This is a genomic window from Methanospirillum hungatei (assembly GCF_019263745.1).
In the GTDB taxonomy this organism is placed as follows: domain Archaea; phylum Halobacteriota; class Methanomicrobia; order Methanomicrobiales; family Methanospirillaceae; genus Methanospirillum; species Methanospirillum purgamenti.
In genome coordinates this window covers 2,626,536-2,642,178 of record NZ_CP077107.1, presented here as the reverse complement: position 1 = coordinate 2,642,178, position 15,643 = coordinate 2,626,536, and the positions used below count along the sequence as shown (strand labels likewise).

The 15,643-nt window shown below is 41.8% G+C and carries 17 protein-coding genes; 10 read left to right on the top strand and 7 right to left on the bottom strand.

Annotated elements, in window-relative coordinates; genetic code table 11:
• The first annotated feature begins 31 nt into the window (after positions 1 to 31).
• Positions 32 to 595, top strand: coding sequence for a hypothetical protein (locus KSK55_RS12830; RefSeq protein ID WP_218607165.1), 564 nt, complete (start codon positions 32 to 34; stop codon positions 593 to 595).
• Between the two features lie 147 nt (positions 596 to 742).
• Here KSK55_RS12830 and KSK55_RS12825 read toward each other — a convergent pair whose 3' ends face one another.
• The 4 genes from KSK55_RS12825 to KSK55_RS12810 are packed head-to-tail and all read right to left on the bottom strand — an operon-like array spanning position 743 to position 5,739.
• Positions 743 to 1,525 (bottom strand): 4Fe-4S binding protein, encoded by a 783-nt coding sequence (locus KSK55_RS12825; RefSeq protein ID WP_218607164.1) that lies wholly within the window; start codon positions 1,523 to 1,525, stop codon positions 743 to 745.
• Between the two features lie 31 nt (positions 1,526 to 1,556).
• Positions 1,557 to 2,795, bottom strand: coding sequence for an ATP-binding protein (locus tag KSK55_RS12820; protein WP_218607163.1), 1,239 nt, complete (start codon positions 2,793 to 2,795; stop codon positions 1,557 to 1,559).
• Positions 2,789 to 5,539, bottom strand: a complete 2,751-nt coding sequence (locus KSK55_RS12815) for a TrlF family AAA-like ATPase (protein ID WP_218607162.1) — start codon at positions 5,537 to 5,539, stop codon at positions 2,789 to 2,791. Before KSK55_RS12815 ends, KSK55_RS12820 begins: the two co-directional genes overlap by 7 nt.
• Positions 5,536 to 5,739 (bottom strand): hypothetical protein, encoded by a 204-nt coding sequence (locus KSK55_RS12810; RefSeq protein WP_218607161.1) that lies wholly within the window; start codon positions 5,737 to 5,739, stop codon positions 5,536 to 5,538. Before KSK55_RS12810 ends, KSK55_RS12815 begins: the two co-directional genes overlap by 4 nt.
• A gap of 600 nt (positions 5,740 to 6,339) precedes the next feature.
• Between KSK55_RS12810 and KSK55_RS12805 the strand changes: the two genes are divergently transcribed.
• Genes KSK55_RS12805 through KSK55_RS12795 form a run of 3 tightly spaced genes read left to right on the top strand, consistent with a single transcriptional unit; the run spans position 6,340 to position 7,606 of the window.
• Entirely contained in the window at positions 6,340 to 6,843 is a 504-nt protein-coding gene (locus KSK55_RS12805; RefSeq protein ID WP_214419233.1) for a hypothetical protein, read from the top strand.
• A 26-nt stretch (positions 6,844 to 6,869) separates the two neighbouring features.
• Positions 6,870 to 7,424: a hypothetical protein gene (locus KSK55_RS12800; RefSeq protein ID WP_218607160.1), complete on the top strand. Its 555-nt coding sequence runs from the start codon at positions 6,870 to 6,872 to the stop codon at positions 7,422 to 7,424.
• The gene (locus tag KSK55_RS12795; RefSeq protein WP_218607159.1) at positions 7,421 to 7,606 is read left to right on the top strand and encodes a hypothetical protein; all 186 of its coding nucleotides are present in this window, start codon (positions 7,421 to 7,423) and stop codon (positions 7,604 to 7,606) included. Before KSK55_RS12800 ends, KSK55_RS12795 begins: the two co-directional genes overlap by 4 nt.
• 332 nt (positions 7,607 to 7,938) lie before the next feature.
• Here KSK55_RS12795 and KSK55_RS12790 read toward each other — a convergent pair whose 3' ends face one another.
• From KSK55_RS12790 to KSK55_RS12780, 3 genes are read right to left on the bottom strand one after another with little or no spacing between them, the layout of a single operon-like run.
• Positions 7,939 to 8,826: a glycine betaine ABC transporter substrate-binding protein gene (locus KSK55_RS12790; RefSeq protein WP_214419235.1), complete on the bottom strand. Its 888-nt coding sequence runs from the start codon at positions 8,824 to 8,826 to the stop codon at positions 7,939 to 7,941.
• A gap of 18 nt (positions 8,827 to 8,844) precedes the next feature.
• The gene (locus KSK55_RS12785; protein WP_218607158.1) at positions 8,845 to 9,744 is read right to left on the bottom strand and encodes an ABC transporter permease; all 900 of its coding nucleotides are present in this window, start codon (positions 9,742 to 9,744) and stop codon (positions 8,845 to 8,847) included.
• Positions 9,741 to 10,958 carry a quaternary amine ABC transporter ATP-binding protein gene (locus tag KSK55_RS12780; RefSeq protein ID WP_214419237.1) on the bottom strand — a complete coding sequence of 406 codons (1,218 nt, stop codon included), beginning with the start codon at positions 10,956 to 10,958 and terminating at the stop codon, positions 9,741 to 9,743. The genes KSK55_RS12785 and KSK55_RS12780 overlap by 4 nt, the downstream gene beginning before the upstream one ends.
• Positions 10,959 to 11,535: 577 nt before the next feature.
• Between KSK55_RS12780 and KSK55_RS12775 the strand changes: the two genes are divergently transcribed.
• The 6 genes from KSK55_RS12775 (at position 11,536) to KSK55_RS12750 (ending at position 15,624) form a co-directional block, all read left to right on the top strand.
• Positions 11,536 to 11,910 carry a desulfoferrodoxin gene (locus KSK55_RS12775; protein WP_218607157.1) on the top strand — a complete coding sequence of 125 codons (375 nt, stop codon included), beginning with the start codon at positions 11,536 to 11,538 and terminating at the stop codon, positions 11,908 to 11,910.
• Between the two features lie 321 nt (positions 11,911 to 12,231).
• Positions 12,232 to 13,029 carry a hypothetical protein gene (locus KSK55_RS12770; protein WP_218607156.1) on the top strand — a complete coding sequence of 266 codons (798 nt, stop codon included), beginning with the start codon at positions 12,232 to 12,234 and terminating at the stop codon, positions 13,027 to 13,029.
• Between the two features lie 29 nt (positions 13,030 to 13,058).
• On the top strand, positions 13,059 to 14,309 hold the full coding sequence (locus tag KSK55_RS12765; RefSeq protein ID WP_218607155.1) for a hypothetical protein: 1,251 nt from the start codon (positions 13,059 to 13,061) through the stop codon (positions 14,307 to 14,309).
• The gene (locus KSK55_RS12760; RefSeq protein ID WP_218607154.1) at positions 14,306 to 14,884 is read left to right on the top strand and encodes a DUF2178 domain-containing protein; all 579 of its coding nucleotides are present in this window, start codon (positions 14,306 to 14,308) and stop codon (positions 14,882 to 14,884) included. The genes KSK55_RS12765 and KSK55_RS12760 overlap by 4 nt, the downstream gene beginning before the upstream one ends.
• A 54-nt stretch (positions 14,885 to 14,938) precedes the next feature.
• Entirely contained in the window at positions 14,939 to 15,124 is a 186-nt protein-coding gene (locus KSK55_RS12755) for a helix-turn-helix transcriptional regulator (protein ID WP_256664010.1), read from the top strand.
• A 344-nt stretch (positions 15,125 to 15,468) separates the two neighbouring features.
• Positions 15,469 to 15,624, top strand: a complete 156-nt coding sequence (locus KSK55_RS12750) for a hypothetical protein (protein ID WP_218607152.1) — start codon at positions 15,469 to 15,471, stop codon at positions 15,622 to 15,624.
• The last annotated feature ends 19 nt before the right edge of the window (positions 15,625 to 15,643 follow it).

Here is a 15,643-nt window from a genome sequence, read left to right as displayed (position 1 = left end):
CAAACATATCGCATACAGAGCGAGAAGAAGTATGAATCGTTACCTATTATCTGGATTCATTTGTTTATTCATCCTGGTTTCACTGGCAGGAGTCTCTATTGCTGATGAATCTCCCCGATATGTAATATACGTTCAGGGCGGTGAAAGTTCCATCATTCATGGATCAGAAGGGATAACGGATATTATTGTGAAGGATATCATTCCGTATGCCCATTTTTCAGATGGAAAGAAAAATCTTTTGATTCCTGATACACTCGTACAGTCTATCACCGGTCCGGTACATGCAGCGGTTGTCTTTTCCGGTACTGGCGGTGAATCAGTATCACTCATAAGTATTTCTAATCTGTCGTTGCCTTATGAAAACAAGGTTCTCACACTTCGCGTAAATCCCCTCGGTTTTTACGAAGGAGAGGCTCTAAAATCCTTTGCTCGTGAAAAAAAGGAACTTGATACAATTGAGGTCGACACGTTTGAAAATACGGGCATTTATTTTGAAATCATCGGGACAGCACTTGAAAATAATAACTGTCTGGCTCAGGAAATTGCATGTCTGAAAGCTGATGATATGAAAGCGTGTTTAGGAGAATGTGGTTAAGGTCAGAGGGGAGAAGTAACTGATACACGGTAATGCTGTTACCTCATGTATCATGCCCAATCTCTTTTCTCCCGTCTTTTTCTGTTGAACGGGGATTGAATAAGATCCTGACAAAACAGGAAAATATCATCATGCCGTTGGATTTTTCTATTTCCGTCTGATCGAGTATCCGATAACCCCTTCAGGGCAGGTATCAGCACACCGGGCACAAAGAATACAATCAGGATTCTCCATCTGATTATTCCGGACCATCTCCGGGACCGAAAGGCCCATCGGACATTCTTTCTGGCAAGTTCTGCAGCTCGTACATGCATCATTCTGCACTGATAACCTGAGGGCAGACCATCCAACACGATTTGCGAGGAAACGCCCGGCTATCATGATCCCGGCGATCGGGCAGACGACATGACAGAAACCCCGCTTGCCGGTTATGAACGCAACCACCAGGATAGTGATGAAGATCATCATGACGACCTGCAGAACATCAAGAGATGAGATGGAAATTCCCCCGATGGTCCCGTAAAAGATATCAATCCCTTTAATACTACCGGCAGCGATGAAGGATGAAACAATTGCGAATAGCAACAACACGGTGAACCCATATTTGACCAGGTCACGCCACCCGGCAGTCACTGGCCTTTTGATAACCGGAGACCAGAATTCCTGCCAGGCACCCATCGGGCAGAGCCAACCGCACCAAATCCGTCCTGCGAAGAGTGCAATGAAGAATAACAGAATATAGAGGATCAGGCTACCGGTGACTATTCCTTCTGCAGCACCCATCATCAGGATTATGGGGGAGATATAGAATATCGTAACAGGAATCAGGAGAAACGACAGGATCAGAAGGATCAGCCGGATCTTCTGCCTCGGTGATGAGGTTTTGTTTTTGTTCTCTTTCGCCATAGTATCTGTAGATATGGTATTCATCGGCATTATTGGATGTGATGTATGATTAAAATTATACATCAGCGGCAAATATCGTAAGAAAAAGTTCGCTATGATCAAGTAGTTTATACTCAGGTCTTTTTCCGGACAATTCCATGCTTTCTCTGATAATTATAGGAACTCCATCTCCACGTTTTTCCATATAGTGTTTTCGTCCACCAATCCGTTCCGAATATGAAACTGGGCATTCAGCCAGAAGTGAAGTTACGAGTTCATTTCTCGTGGATTGTCTCAGTTCAATGGTTTCTAAACTCATTGTGTTTGGAAGAGAGCCAGGTGAGAAAATCTCCAGGCGATCATCAAAGAGAAAAAGGCGTATTTTGGATCCATATATCGAATAATCCCGATGCGCTACTGCATTGACAATCGCTTCAAAAACTGCCCGATTGCTGAATTGATACTTTTCAACACGGTCGGGGGTTTTTCTGGCGGTCACCTGTTGGTTTTTCATCACAAAGGAGACAGCATCATCAATCTGTTGATCAAGTGGGCCGGTGATGGATCGTGCATCAATCTGATAATGTGAGTCCTGAACTAATCCTTTGTAATGGACGGCTTCTATAAATGCACCAGGAAGGTGATTTTCCGGATGAAGTGAACAGAGAAGAATCCCTGCAACTGTTGCCCGTAGAATATCAGAATCATCCCGTTTAAGGAGCCCCCTCTTTTCTAATTGAATCAGTTGAGAATCTTCAGTTTTTGTAATAAATCGTTCAGTATACCGGGGATCCAAGTCAGAAAAAGATGTTTCAGGAGCAATCTGTTCATCAAACCAGATGATTCGTGCCTGACTTCGTTGTTGAAATAATCTTGCCAGATACTCCGGAGGCATTTGTCGCTTAGAACTTCCCAGCCTCATAAAATATCCTCCGGGGCTCTGGTGAACAAAAAGACTTTTTGGGATCTCTACCTTTAGGATAATTTTCTGAACACCCAGATGATCAGGGAGAAAAAGCCGGTATGCACGGATAATTACTGGTGGTTTTATGCTATCCATACAGATATCCCGGATATAAGTTTCAACAAGATCAATTCTATCTAATGGAACCCCTATGATATCACGAGTTTTATCATCAATGCCTAAAAGTAAGATTGCTTCATTTGTATTAGCAAGAGCTGCAATTTCATCTGCGAGATCATTTCTTGACGGACTTTTTACTCTATCCCCACTGAATTCTATCCTTTTGAATTCGATAGAGTTATCTTCACCCAGTTTAATCTTTTCTAGTAATTCATATGAACTATCTAACATGAGAACTCCCTGAGGATCCGTTTATATCTCATTTCAAATGCTGTCCTCCCTCCTTCCATTACCCGACAGATTTCATCTCGGACTGGTTCATCCTGAAGAGTGCCCTGATGACTAATAATTGTCTCTCCGCCTTCAGCGATCAGCGGAATAACCAGATCTGCATTTCCATTCACCACAATATTCGCATTATGAGTGACGATTATGATCTGCCTTTTTTCTTTCATATTTCGAAGATGTCTAACGATCATGTCATAAATCAGGTGGTTGTCCAGATCATCTTCTGGTTGGTCGAGGATTAGGGGCTGGGTTCCATAGGAAAGAATAAAAGATAATATTACCGCGTTTTTCTGACCAGGAGACCCTTGCATAATATCTTTGAATATTCCTTCTGATTCTGCATAATATCCAATAGAGAGAGAATCTTCAGGATAAAAAAAAGCAAGTTCATCCCGCTGATCTTGAGGACACCGGATCATCTTCTCAATAAACCGACGTTCTGTATCTGATGGACCCTTTCCATCACAAAGATCGTAGATATATTCCTTTTCTAAATGTAATTTGTTTAAGAAATCATCAGGATTAACGTGTTGTCCGGTCCAGTCATAATCGGTGTATAATCTGTCAATAATCCCTGTTTTGTTATCAAAATCATGAATATATTTTGCATATATGTTTTTATCCAGCCCAAGGATCGAACGGATCTTTCTTTCGGCTGATATGTGATCGCCAAAGGGAAGTAATACCATTCTAATCTGTTTATTTCCGGCCAGGTTCTTACGGATAAACTCCTTCCGTTTTCTTGTCAGTTCCAGTCGATGATTTGTGATTTCTTTGAGGAGTTGTTTTTCCTGATTGGAATAATCTTCCAAAGAAAAAATAAGAGAGTTGTAGTTTCTGATCTGTTCCTCAAGTGTTTCTCTGGTTTGAAGTAACTGACCATATTGCTGAATATCAGAAATTCCTCCTTCTGCAAGTATTCTCATCAATGAGGAATATTGTGCATGAATTTCAGCATTTTTCTTACTCCATTCTGATTCTTCCCGGATCTTTTTCCAATCTGCCCATTGTGACTCCAATCTTTTTGCAATATTATGTAATTCACGAATTGTAGTATTGACCGTTTTCGTTCGTTCTTCAAGATCCCGGGCACATTTTTGATCATCCGGATCATCTTTATCCATCACCGATATATCAGGATCATTAGCCCCTATCTGTTCTATTAGGGAAATAATTGAATAGGATGCAGACATCCAACTCTCTTCCCATATTTCTATAGCCCGTTCTTTTCCCCGGGTCTGTTGATATTTTTTCAGGATATCAGCATGCCCTGATTCTTCAAACCGTGAAATTTTGCTGGAAATATCTTCCAGTTCTCCGCGAATACGTTCTTTATCAGGTAATGATGCAGTAATCTCCCGGATCTTTGCTTGCAACGATTTATAACGTGAAGTTAAGATCTGGAATTTCTGTTCCCAATCTGAAAAACCAGTATCAGGATCCTGATCAATCATATGTAGGATCGAAGATGGATCCCTGACCATTTCATAAATCTGTTTCTGGCTGTATATTGAAAGGGGAAAACGATTTTTAATCTCTCCAGAACTTAGTTCTTCACTTCCATCTTCCATCACCCGGTATATTGAATATTCATCATTGTCAATCCTCCACCGAATCCGATACAGAGCATCGTCCTTCTGATATTCCAGCATTAATTTTGATTTTTCATGAAGAAGACCTGAAGGGTCATGTGTTTTTTGGATGAAATATTTTTTCAAATCTTCAGTTAATGTATCAGGTATTTCTTTAGTTCTTCCCGTACACAATCGGATAAATTCTATTGTTGACGACTTCCCTGTTCCTCTTCCTCCGATAATCGTATTGAGTCCGGGATTACATAGGAGAAATGGACTATCGGAATCGATATATTCTGTATCTGTTATGGTAACGGAACGAATCCATGGATGGGAGGATAAAGTGAGATCGTCCGTAATATCCCTCATTATTTTTACAGAATTATTTCCATCAATACAAGCAAGTTTAAGGCCTTCAAGAGTTGGGGACCTCATTTTTATCCATGTGAATTTGTGAGGAATTGACCCCGGAACCTGATGACAATCAGAGCCCAGAATCTGTATCCATTTGGGTTTTTGTTCCTTAATCAGATCAGGCCATTCTGATTTTGATCCTTCATGTTCGATGGCAATGATCTGTTCGTTATAAGCAAGAGAGCGAAGTTGATTGCCGGATAATTGAAATATCCCTTTTTCCTTATTCGCATGGGCAGGTATTGCTAATGCACCTGACTGGTTTATGATTTTAATTACATCTGATGATTGGTACTTTGAAAAGACACCTTCCGTTTCTCCCCATTTTCCACGGGGGATGTCTAATCGTACTAAGAGATCTTCAACCTCGGCAGTCCCTTTTAAGGGATCAAATAGTGCTAAAATATGAACATTTTCAAGGGTGGATATCTCTACACCAGGGAAGATGCATATTTTTTTGAATCCTCTCGGTTGGATTGTCGCTAGGTTCTGGTATACTGCTTTGATTGGATCAATGCTTGAGCCTGAATTGTGATCGGTGATTGCAATGACATCGACACCAGTACTCATCACATTCAATAACCAGGTATCCAGTGGAATATCTTGTAATTCTAGAGTATCTCGTGATGCACTGGTATGAATATGAAGATCACATCTCCACCATTTGGCTCCCGGGTATGACTGTGATGATAGCATCATTCTGATTCTTTTCTTTGCTTTGTAATAGAAGAGAATATTTCATCGGGATCATCAGAGAGCGAGGTATGTTTATCATTCGTGTACTCACCAGATCCCAGGTCATAAATCTGGATAAATCTTGATGTATCGAAATTCATTAGTTTTTCCACGAGGACATTCAATCCTTTATGATGTATCTGTACCAATGATATTCCACTCATTTCAGTAACCCTCCTCGAATACGAGAACCAGATTTCGTATTCCTATATCAAATTAGGTAGCATCTTGTTTATATACATGTACTAATCTATCATCATTGTAATTCATGTCCCATGAACCTGTTGGACAGGCGATATGAAATCCATCTACAATTTTATTTCGTACTGGATAGTTTTCAAATAAACGGTTAATAACTGATCATCTTTGACATATACGAAAAAACAGCCATAATTGTTGCTTTGGAATATATCCCACATAAAGAACAGTGATCATCTCTACGTTTCACTCCTGTTATTACCTCCCTATCATTTTTTGGTGATGACATGAACTGGGATGAACTGTTGTTTCTATTTTGCTGCCAATATCAGGATTATCGGGTGAAAATTCGAGATTCATACGTATCGATATAAATAATTACAGCGGTACCTTCCCCCAACTCTGATATGGCAGATTCATAAATCTCTGATTTTTTCATCCCATCGTTCAACAAACCTGACAAATTCTGATTTAACCACAATTAATCCCATATTTCACCCGATCTTTATAACCTCCTGTATCCTGCCATCGACCTTGTATGGTCACACCCGTGACAGGAGAAAAAAATGGCAGATTTTGTCGCAAAATCAACCGTAAAATCCGCAGAACGGATTCTTGCCACTCCGTTCGCTAGCAAAGCTGCAATGAACACTATCGTCGGGAACATTCTCGTCGATAATCCCTGGGGATGTACGTCATATATCTCCGGAGGAGAAAACCTTCCGGCAGTTCAGAAGAGTGCAGAAAACTATACCGGGACCGTTATATACGAAAACAATGACGGAAAACAGGTAGGACGGATCAGTATCCGGGCACCCACATCCGGAGCATTTGATACGACCATTGCAAATATTCTTGCAAATGAAGCCCTGGAAACAGCTATTGGAGGAACCGCTTCCCATGACAGTTCTGATGACGGGTTCAGTGTCACCCTCAAATGCCACGCTGCGTCCGGAGAACTCTATAATGTAGCCTTCAAACGGGAGAAGATCACGGTATCCAGTTTTGAGGCAGACAGCATCCTGACTACTATCGAAACATGGGCAGATACTGTGCCGGATCTGGCATAATCCCCCCATCATTTTTTGGTGATGAGATGAACCGGGGATGTGTAATCGGATGTATTCTGCTGCTCATCGCTGGATTCGTAGGTGCAGATTCGATATCATCATCCATCATGTGTGATGGGGCATCCTGGGTCTCTTCTTCCGTAATCGGACAGGGACAGACCTATGCAGCACACTTCTTTACTACCAGTATTGCATCGCTCATGAGAGATCTACAGGTAAAAGACGGAAGTGTGAAGACCGTCACTGTTGCTGATTCAACAGGTCCGATGGGAATTGATGAATACTCTGGACAAGCAGTGAATCAGACACCGGCACATACCGGGTGTTTGTTTGAGATTTCTGAAAACCGGACAAATACACAGGATGAGATCACGTATACCGGACTTATGATGACCGGAGTTTATGCCTCATCCCGGGATTTGAAATCCACCAGGACATCAGGAACAACGATGGTCAACGGAACCGGGATGATTCTCGCTCGTGCATCGTCACAGGATCAGACTAATGAGACGTTTCATGCCAGTGATGCAGCAGGCAGGCTGAATATGACCGAACGTATCATATTCGGAGGAGAGAAATGAACACGGAGACGATTGCTGCAGGTATATCCCTTGGAATCGCATTTTTGAACGCCGGGGCGGTTGCAGGTATGTACATGCATATGGTGAGATCTGCCCGGAACGTTGTGTGCACCATCCGGAAAACAGAGAACGGGGAGGTGAGGATCGATGATTCGTTCCGAAAAGGGAAATCCCTTTTTTAATCCTCCCTTATAACACTGAAGCAAAGGGGTAATTTCCAGTGAGATGATAAAGGAATATATGTGAATCAAAAAAGGCTTTTATCTTCTATCTCTTCAATAATTTCTCCCATAACTCATCCGATGAATTTTTTCTTATAGATATTCGTATCAAAGATATACAAGTTTCTTGGTGAGATCTCCCCTGAACATTGTATGTACCATCCAGACAACAGAGAGCGGGAAGGTGAAGATCGATGATCCGTTCTCGGGGTGAAAAAGAGGATTTCAATGGAAACTATCAGCCTTGTCCAAAGGCCACCTATTCTCCGTTGAAAAAAAGAATATCCAAGAGATTACTGGAATTTATCCTTCACACTGTTCAGTTCATCAATTGAACTGATGGTCACATAATCAGGCACGACAAGCCCGACTTTTGCTCCGGTGAGAACCTTTCTGACCTCAACAAGGTTATCCCTGTACTTTTCCATATAGGTCGACTGGGTCGTTGGAAGCCATGCTGAAATGGTACAATCCACATCTCCTGTCGAAACAGCCTGATACAGAGGACCAGCATCAACGGCGACCAGTTTCACGGTATACCCTGCCTGTTCAAGCACCTTCTTGAGCACATTCGTACTAGCAATCTCTGAATCCCACAGAACATATCCGACGGTCACAAGTTCTCCGTTGCCTTTTACAGAACCAATCCACGAAGAGACCTGATCCGGATGGGCTGCAATATACTCGTCAGCTGCACTTTCTGGTGATTTTCCATCCTCTATTGCCAGCATGACAGATGCCATCTCATCTGATGTCCATGAAAACCGGGAAAGAATACCATACGCACCAGGATTGTCGGTTTCAAATCCTTTTCGTGCAAGAGCACCGATATACTCTTCTCCGCCGTAAATCCCCTTGGGATCGTCAAGATATTTCAGGTTAAACCGTGCAAATTTCCAGTGAGGAGTCCAACCGGTTACAACAATCCATTTTCCTGAATTGATGGCCTTCGTAAGCTCTGATGCCATTCCCGCACTACTACTGGAGACAAGCGTGTAATCAAGCCCATAGTCCTGAATGGCATCTTCAGTCTTCTGCATAATACCTGCACCGGGTTCAATCCCGATGATCTTACCCTTCTGCACCTGTGCTGACTGTTCTCCGGTGCACCCACAAAGCAGGATACACCCGGTTAGTACTACTCCTAAAAATACGATTGGAAATACTTTTGTCAATTTCATTTCATACTCCAAAATTCTCTATGATCGTCGTGATTCCCGTACCGGAATCAGATTCTGACTCAGTCGGTCAAGAATGATTGCAATAATTACAATCGCAAGACCGGCTTCAAACCCGGATCCAATATCCACACGCTGAATTCCGTACAACACCTGGTACCCAAGCCCCCCTGCACCAATCATGGAGGCGATGACGGTCATTGAAAGGGCAAGCATTATACACTGGTTTACACCGGCCATGATTGTCGGCAGTGCAACAGGCAATTCAACTTTTATGAGTTTTTGTGCCATGGTTGCACCAAACGCATCTGACACCTCTATCAATTCCTTTGGTATCTGTCTGATTCCCAAATTTGTCAGCCTGATCGTCGGTGGCATAGCAAAAACAACTGTAGCAATGACACCAGGAACATTCCCAAGACCAAAGAATATGACCGCAGGAATGAGATACACAAAAGAGGGCATTGTTTGCATAAAATCCAAAAAAATACGGATTATCTGGTTAAACCGATCTGAATGAGACGCAATGATGCCAATAGGAATTCCTATCACCAGGGATACAATCGTTGAAACGATAACAAGAGCGAGGGTTTCCATTGAAGAATCCCATAAATCAAGATCCCAGATGAGCAAAAGACCAGCCACACAAAGAACGGGAAGGTCAATTGATTCTAGAAACCGTTTGTAATTCGATTTCTTCTGAGATCTTCCCCTGAATTTTAACGCAAAGGAGATGATGGCAATAATAAGGATCAGAACCGGCGGTGGGATACTACTCAGAAAGCTCTGAATTGTATTTGTCAGTTCAGTGAGGATATCAGTTATCCCATCCAAAAGCCAGCCAAGATTCGTACTGATCCAGGTAACCAGATCCTCAATCGCTGTTCCAAGGGGTAATCTGGGAAATGGAGAAACCGTCATTCAGTTCCTCCTGACCTGCCAAGAGCAGCAAGAACTGATCCCCTGACGATGACACCTTTTAATTTCTTCTCTTCATTAATCACGGCCAAAGGAAACCGGCTTTCTGCAATCACCGGGATGATCTCTGAAACCGGGGTATCGTGATGGATGGACACAACATCAGGGATAACAATGTCCAAAAGAGGCAAGCCTTCTTTTCCTGCCTGTAATGCATCATCTGCCGTGATAATACCTTTGAGTTCCCGGTTTTTTCCGACAACAAATAATGTGGAAATCCCGGCTTCCTGCATCATTCGTAATGCCACATGAGGGCCTGAAGTAACATGAATCATGGGATCCGGGGCTTTCATGACATCCTTTGCCGTAAGAACCCGTGAGAGATCCACATCCTCAACAAACCGTTCAACAAATTCGTTTTTGGGTTTCGTGAGGATCTCTTCAGGTGTACCGATCTGGATGATTTCGCCTGCTTTCATCAGGGCAATCCTGGATCCCAGTTTCAATGCTTCATCAAGATCATGCGAGACAAAAATGATGGTCTTTTCAAGACGATCCTGTATGTCAAGCAGTTCATTTTGCATATCACGTCGAATAATGGGATCAAGGGCGGAAAACGCTTCATCCATGAGTAAAATATCTGGTGAACTTGCAAGAGCCCGGGCAAGCCCTACCCGCTGCTGCATTCCTCCAGAGAGCTGATCCGGATAGGAATACTCATATCCGGATAAACCTACAAGATCCAGGGATTTCTTTGCTTCCTGGACCCGTTCCTCATATGGCATACCCTGAATTTCGAGACCAAATGCAATGTTTTCCAGAATATTTCTATGGGGAAGAAGAGCAAAGCTTTGAAAAACCATGCTCATCCGTTTTCTTCGGATTGATTTCATCTGGTCTGCTGAAGCGGAAACAATATCATCTCCATCAAGAAAAACCTCCCCGGTTGTCGGTTCAATAAGCCGGTTCAGGCATCGGAGAAGTGTTGATTTTCCACAACCTGAAAGGCCCATCAGAACAAATATCTCCCCTTTTTGAACTGAAAAAGAAATATTTTGTAATGCAACGATGTGACCGGTCTTTTCACGAATTTCTTTGACCGAACATCCTCTTTGGAGATGAGACAGAGTTTTCAGGGGTCTTGGTCCAAAAATCTTGGTCAGATTTCTAACTTCGATAATAGGACCCAGATTATTTATCAGAGATGGAATAATCATCCCCCCTATTCATATCTATCCCCATCAGAATATTGATGGGGGCTAAACATAGATAACTGTTTTGTGAAGGCTTTTTAGCGAAATCGCCATTTAAATTCAATTTTTAGCAACCTATGGCGATAAATTCAGGATTGAAAACAGATCAAACCATTAATTCAAGATTTACAGCCATTTTCACTAAAGAACCAATTTTAACGGACAATGATTGGATGAACTGGTGAGATAAGATACACATGAAACCGGGTATATGGATATGCTTCACGGATCACCCCTCAGCAAGGTAATGACAGTAAGAATCAAGTTCAGAGATAGTGAGGAAACCTATGTGATCAAAATAATAGACTGATCCTCCGGAACATTAAAAGCACATGTCGAGAGAGTATACATCTCAGCCATCCTGATCAGGAATAATATATGAGGCTATCAATATCTTCTCGGCAGGTATCCAGAGGATGTGGGATAGCAATTACTATTGTTCTACGTGATCCCCCATGCACATATCTGGATGATAGAGAAGACTCTATGGTAAAGAAAGAATTATTAAACACAGGTGCCTTATTAACAATGAGTGAGAAACATGCAGGAAGTCTATCAATGCGGTGTTTGTGGAAAAATTGTTCAGATAGTAGTTGACGGAAAGGGCACCCTTGTCTGTTGTAACCAACCGATGTCATTTGTCCAGGAAAAAAGTGGAGAGTTGGAAGGGAAAGAAAAACATGTTCCGGTTCTTGAGAAGACTTCTACGGGTGTAATAGTCAAAGTAGGATCAGTTCCCCATCCGATGGCTGAGGATCATTATATCGTGCAGATTGAGATAATCGGTGAGAACTTCCAACAGATCTCCATGCTTAAACCAGGAGACTCCCCGGAAGCAGAATTTTCAGTTCCTTTAGATAAGGTAGTAAAAGCTAGAATATTCTGTAACAAACATGGTTTCTGGGTTAATACGTAATTATCACCAACATAATTATTTTTTCATTAAAATTACTCCAGTACCAGATGAAACAGAATTTGAGTAATGGGTGATTTCGATGAGTGCATTTCCCAGAAAAACGGTTTTCAAATATCTTTCGCTTCATTCTTATTCCGATACAAGCGCTATAAATATTTCCTGCTCACATTACTTATGATTTCACTGAAATACTGACAAATCGGCGTTTTTAGACTTTCGGACCAAGATGGCAGAGTTGTGTTTCATGATTTACGATCTCAGAAAAACACACAATGCCAAAAAGTTTTTACATTATGCACAACTATTTGATCATGTGGTCCTATGATCATCTGCAATATTCGATCCAGAGTCCTTGTACTCATACTGGTGATGGTAACCCTGATCTCCATCAGTTTCGCAAACGCTGTTCTGGCAGAAAAAGCATATCTCTCTGTTGATCCGTTGGGCACGAAAACAATTGGCGATTTGGTCATTCTGTCCGGTGAAACAAATCTTCCGGAGGGAACAAAACTCTCTGTCAGGGTGGAAGAGGCGGAATATAACTCTGGCACAGTCGTTGTCAAAGGGAGTAACAATATTAACTGGTGGTTTGTCCCTGTCGATACCTGGGGAATCAAACCAGGAACATATATTGTCAATGCGACAGAGATAAAAGGATATAATCTGAACAAAACTGGTTATTTATATGGGAATGCACAGGGAAATACGACGTTTATATTAAACGGAACGTTCCTTGGATCTGAAATATCGGTACCTGCCAGAGGCCAGGAACACGCCTTTATTGCTCTTGATTCTATACCGGATAAAAAAACTGGCGATCTGTTTCTCATCACGGGAAAGACAAATCTCTCTGTTGGAACTGACATCATATGGGAAATCAGGCCAACCATCCTTGATTCCGACGTTGAGATCACAAATAATCCAAATCTCTCCGGGATAATGGCTAATTCCCAGGTGACAAGGGGATCTGATACTAACCGGGTATCACTCGCCCTGAATACCTATGAACTCAATCCTGACGAGTATAATGTATCAGTCGCGACGGTAAAAGGGGATATATTTAGTCCAGATATGGTATTCGGAACCGTTACTGACTACGACATTTTCACTCTGAAATAAACGCTTATCAAAGGGAGAACTATGATATTATGAAGAAGAGATATAGTACCTATGCAGGAGTTATATCCGGGATTATTCTCATTGCACTCTTTTTTAGCATTTTCATTATCAAATCGCCACTCCTTTTTTTCATACCCGTAATTACTGTTGACCCAATAACAGATCTGAATGTAGGTGAGGATAATATCCTGATCTTGACTGGAAAAACCAACCTCCCCATAAATACCATAATCTATACCGATGTATTCCCAACTGGTTCGTGTTTATCTGATAGAGAGAACTGTGAACCATATGTCAGAGGAAATGCCCAAATAATGGGAAAATTAGCAGAGTGGAATGTATGGAATGGAACTCTCAATATTTCTTCATTGGAACCGGGATCATATACGGTCATGTTTACAACTGCTCATTATACTGATAATTTTACTAACAGAGTGGAGAGTGGGCCGATAGGATCCATTCCCTTTACCATAGGAAACGAAACCTGTATCGGGGATTGTATCCGGAAGAAAACACAGGAAAAACTCCCGTTTATCAGGATCAATCAGATATCAAAACGATCGGAGGTTCCTCTTATCACCGGTATTACAAATCTTGAACCGGGGGTTGTTATGCAATGGGTTATTCAGAAAATACCCGGAACAACAAAAGAACATGTATTCGAGGGAAATTGCACAATACAAACGGGAATTAATGGAATAAACCGGTGGTCAGTTACTCCCCAGCCAGAAATGGGTTCAGGACGCTATGAGATCACGGTTACTGCCAGTCTACATGAAAAAGGACAGAGAATAGGAAAGAAAACGATATCAGCCCGGATGGAATTGAATCTCACAGAAAGCCAAGAAGATTTGATTCTCCCCGTCGAAAAAGAAGATATCTCTGAAATACTTCAAAACCCATACATCACCATTGATGCACTTCCGGAGATGAATACCAGTGAAACCTATTACATTTCCGGAACCTCAAACCTCCCTTCAGGAGAGGTATTACTCATCGAGATAATCCCCCCAAAAGGGTTACAGGACTATAACTTCACAATCAACCCACGGGATAGTTCTCAACAGGGGAGCATTTCAGGACTTTCCGGATGTGTGCAGATTGAAAATGGATCTGAGGGAATTAACCTCTGGGCGTTTGAGATACAAACGCACCTCCTTACTCCTGGAGAGTATGAAATAACTGTCAGCAATACTGGCCTGGTTAATGGATCCATGGAACTCATACCACCAACCGCTTCCAGTTCACAATCTTTTATCCTCAATGGAGGTTCTTTATGAAATATCTGGTTTTTCTTATTCTTTCCATCCTGACAGGCTGCCTGGTTGCATCACTGATTGGATGGGCGGTAGCAGTTGGTTCTCTTTTGATCCCGATTTTTGCAATTCCCTTGGGAATTATAGTCATTTTAGCCAGTAGACAGCATGTTGATGAAATACTAATAGATGACCGGACCCAGGAAATTCATTCACGTGCAGCGCTTCGAACTCTGGAAATCGGGATAATCCTAGGGATAATAGCAGCAGTCATCTTGTATTCATATGTGATTAGCGAGCCCCTTTCTCCAACAATCACCGGAACGTACAAAACCGATGACAAAGGGGTACGATCCATGGAAATCACTGTGTATCAACCGGGTTTTATAGGGAGTCCAGATCCGGTTATTCGTACAACGACTATCCCTGATGTTGACAGAATGAACGAGTTTGAAGCCATGGAATATTCCCAGTTTAGACGGGAGAGTTTTCAGGATAATGAACGAAAAGGACTTGTGGGATTGACACTCGCTTTTGGAGTCATATCTTTGTTGATTATTTTCGGAGTGTTTAACCTCTATTACACCCGTAAATACTAAAAGACCTTGATTCATATGAAAAACCGGATCAAAGTACTGAGGGCTGAGCATAATATGACTCAGGAAGAACTGGCAAAACGAATAGGTGTCACTAGAAACACGATAATTTCCATTGAAAAAGACAAGTACTGCCCCTCTATGAAGGTTGGATTTCGCATTGCGCGAGTCTTTGATGTGGGACTTGAAGATGTTTTTTCGTATGAAGAAGAGAAAGACGGGCCTGCATCAGAGGATACATAATAACATTTTACCATAATCTTCAAAAATGTTACAGAAAGACGAATCGATAAAAATTAATCTTTTTTACCTGATTCACAGACAAATCATATTCCTGAATAGAGATCATCACTTATTTTTCTCTTTCAGTTCTGCTTATTTACGACGGCAACACAATCCCCCATAACATTCACTGTACTAAAGAGATTAACGCGGGAAAGGCCTCGTATATGAGTTCAGAGAATTCTGTTTTGTACGTATTTTTTTTCTGAAACCGGTGAATTAGTAGCACAAGCTGACAACCAGGCCTAAATTGAAAGAACCTGATAGATTAGACCGATGGTGCCGGAACTCCATTCAGGGAGCAGATGATTTCTGAGGCCATTACGAACGGAACAGTCAGGGTGGATTATATCTCCACAAGACCAGAAACAGGAGGAATATATTACAAATCAGTGTATGCTGAGAAAGTAACCGGAAGCGATGAAAAATTATATGTCGTTGGTTCAGGAATATATCAGTAAATTCAGAAAAATTTCATTT